The 2,930-nt window shown below is 55.4% G+C and carries 1 protein-coding gene, 1 tRNA gene and 1 pseudogene; 2 read left to right on the forward strand and 1 reads right to left on the reverse strand.

All coding sequences use genetic code 11. The annotated features are described in order from the left end of the window. The coding region (locus tag QZ377_RS05470; protein WP_291440188.1) for a cytochrome c biogenesis protein CcdA at window positions 1–1,926 on the reverse strand (1,926 nt) is incomplete at its 3' end. 171 nt (window positions 1,927–2,097) lie between these two features. On the opposite strand from QZ377_RS05470, the gene QZ377_RS05475 reads away from it, so the two are divergent. Beyond that, window positions 2,098–2,173 (forward strand) — tRNA-Lys (locus QZ377_RS05475). 554 nt (window positions 2,174–2,727) lie between these two features. Then, window positions 2,728–2,930, forward strand: a pseudogene (locus QZ377_RS05480) (hypothetical protein); the annotation flags it as partial.

The raw sequence follows: 2,930 nt of genomic DNA on the forward strand, positions 1-2,930 counted from the left end.
CTTTCCGAATGCCTCACCCAAAGCGCGTTCAAGTGTTTCGCCCCCGTACACATCGCGAAGCACCAGGGGCGCAGTGGACTCACTTCCGGCGGGGAAAAGCGCCGTGAGCGGAATGCTCTTGCTGCCCAAGGCCTCCAGAAGCCGTACAGCATAGGCATTGGCATTGGTCAGATCCACCCGCACAAGCTCCATGCCGTAGCGGGCCTGCAAGCGGCGCAGGCGTTCATCCGTCAGCACCGTGGCCTCCATAAACTTGCAGTTCGGGCACCAGTCGGCAGTAAATTCCAGCAGCATGGGCTTATGGCCCAGGGTTGCTTCAAAGGTTTGTGGATTAAAATTGCGCCACTGCGGCAAGGGCGCCACAGGGCGCAGAACCCAGACAATGGAGGCCAGCAGCAGTCCAAGGGAGACAAGCCCTACAACACGACGGCGCAGGGGCGGCGCCGATATGCCGCAAAACTGGCCCCACAGCCATGCGCACAGCGCCACAACCAGAAGAACGCTCAACACCTGCATGTGTTTTTCCACAGGCAGGATGGAGAGCAGATACAGGGCCGTACCCAGCAGAAAAAAGCCCACGACCCGTTCAAAAACATGCATCCACGCCCCCGGCTTGGGCAAAATACGCGCCAGAACAGGCCAGATGCTGAACAAGACATACGGCAGGGCCATGCCCAGACCAACAGCCCAGAAGACCACCACAACCACCATGAGGGGCTGGGTAAAGGCCCAGCCAAGCACGCCTCCCAAAAGAGGGCCGCTGCACGGTGTCGCCAAAAATGTGGAGACAAGCCCCGTAAAGTAGGCCTGAAGGCAGGGATTCTTGGTATTTGTGCCGGTCTTCAGATCTATGACAGGCAGGGTAAAAACGCCCAGCATGGAAAGCCCCATGAGAAATACCAGCAGCAACATGACCAGCAGCACAGGCTGGCTTTGGTACAACTGCCCCCACATCAGGTCCGCAAGCCCGAGTACAAGGGCAAGAGCACTGAACAGCGTCATGACCCCCGCGGCAAAGCAGATGTTATGCCGCCTGAAGTTTTTCAGCCCTTCCTTGTCGTACCCGCCCACCATAAGAAGACCGCTGACCTTAAAAGTAAGCACGGGCAACACGCAGGGCATGGCATTGAGCAGCAGCCCGGCCAGAATGCCGAATAGCAACGCTTTGCCAAGCCCTGCTATTTCCATGGATTCATCCATATAGCGCGGAGTCAGGCTTACAAAGCCGTCGGGCGGCGGCAGGGCTTTTTGCTCTTTTTCTTCTTCAAGCTTTTTATCATCCGCAGGGGAAGCTTCGTCGTTCCGGGCTGCCAGCCAGCGGGCTATGCCTTCAGACTTTCCGCCGGGGGCCACGCTGCCCTGCCCTTCACCCGGGGCCTGGTCTGAACCGGCAGCCGGCGAAGAGCCCGCACCAAAAGCGGGCAGCGTCTGTGCGGCCCCACCTTCAAAAAACCGGGGGGGCTGTTTTTTAAGCCCGCGCCACCGAGCCGCCCAGGACATATCAGCAAGGGGCAGATCCGCCCGGGGAACCACTCCCTGAAACTGCTGGTTGACGGGCAGACAGTTGCGTGTCGAGCAAAGCAGCATGCTTACATCAGCGGTATAGGCCTTGCCCGCATCGGCTGCGGGCAGAAGCACATAGAGCGTCACCTCGCTTTCATAAACAAAAATTGTGGCCGAGGGATCATAAAAATCCCGCTGCACGGCTCCTTCAGGGTACCACACGGCCTGTGGCGCGCCGCCGTCAACGCTGAAGCGCAGTGTTGTCGGGCGGCCCGCATCGCCAGGGTCATGCGCATAGGCATGAAAGCCCTGCGGCAGGGTCAGGTGCAGGGCGCCTATAAGATTGCCGCCTTCCGCCGCGGTTTCAAAGCGGCCCGAGAGGGTTTCAGCCTCTGCCCGGTACAAAAAAACAAAAAGAAACAAGCTGATACACAGGGGTATCAGCCACAGGGCAGTAGAAAACCTGTATGCCCTGAAAATATTTATTAAATAAAAATCCTTTAATTTCACAATATTAACTCTTTCTTTTCATTTTTTTTTCAAATTTGCTTGACAGTTGGCACCCATAAGCGTAAATCCCTTTTCACGCAATGCGGGTCATTAGCTCAATTGGTAGAGCAGCTGACTCTTAATCAGTTGGTTCGGGGTTCGAGTCCCTGATGGCCCACCAGAGAGCAATAAGAGGTTACGGAGGAATCTGTAACCTCTTTTTTGTTCCACTCATTTGCTCTCACAATATCCCCACTTCTTTTGCCGGTTTTTCTCCGACCTTTTATACTGCCTGAAAGGCCAAACCGTCAAAGGGACATATGAAAGAAATCAAAAGCACCGGCAATTGCCCTCAATCCGCCCACGAACTTCCTCTTCCATCCACCCTGCACTTTTTTTCAGCCTGTTGATGCTCGCCTGGTCATGCCGGGCCGACGTAGTGGACACTGGATACTTGCCGTGCAGTAGCCAGCGCCCACCTCATACATGACCAGAAGACCAGGGCGCTGATGCTACGCCCATGCGCTACTCCATCAGCACTATCATATTGTTTTGCGGCACAATCTATACTAGGGTCAAAGACGGAATACACTTGGTGCGCTCGGATTTACTGGCTTGTTCTCATTTGCATCGTCCATTACGCTCATGGCTGCGCAAGGGGCGGCTCCACCCCAAGGCTGCCCAGACCGTTCCCAATAAAAACAGGCTGACGCCTCAAATGACCATTGATCAGCCATGGGGCACGATTGGTTAACTTCGCTGAAACCGAGCTTTCCTTGCATTGAGCGGCATGTTGCTGAACCGGACAACCAGATAGACAGTGGTTTTGAGGTAATCGCGATGAAACACACGCTTGGCATTATTGGTGGTGCGGGTGTTGCGGCAACAAATATGCTGCTTGAGCTGATGGAAGTTTCCAAATTACGGGCTGGGGCTTT

The organism is Desulfovibrio sp., assembly GCF_019424165.1.
Taxonomy (GTDB): domain Bacteria; phylum Desulfobacterota; class Desulfovibrionia; order Desulfovibrionales; family Desulfovibrionaceae; genus Desulfovibrio.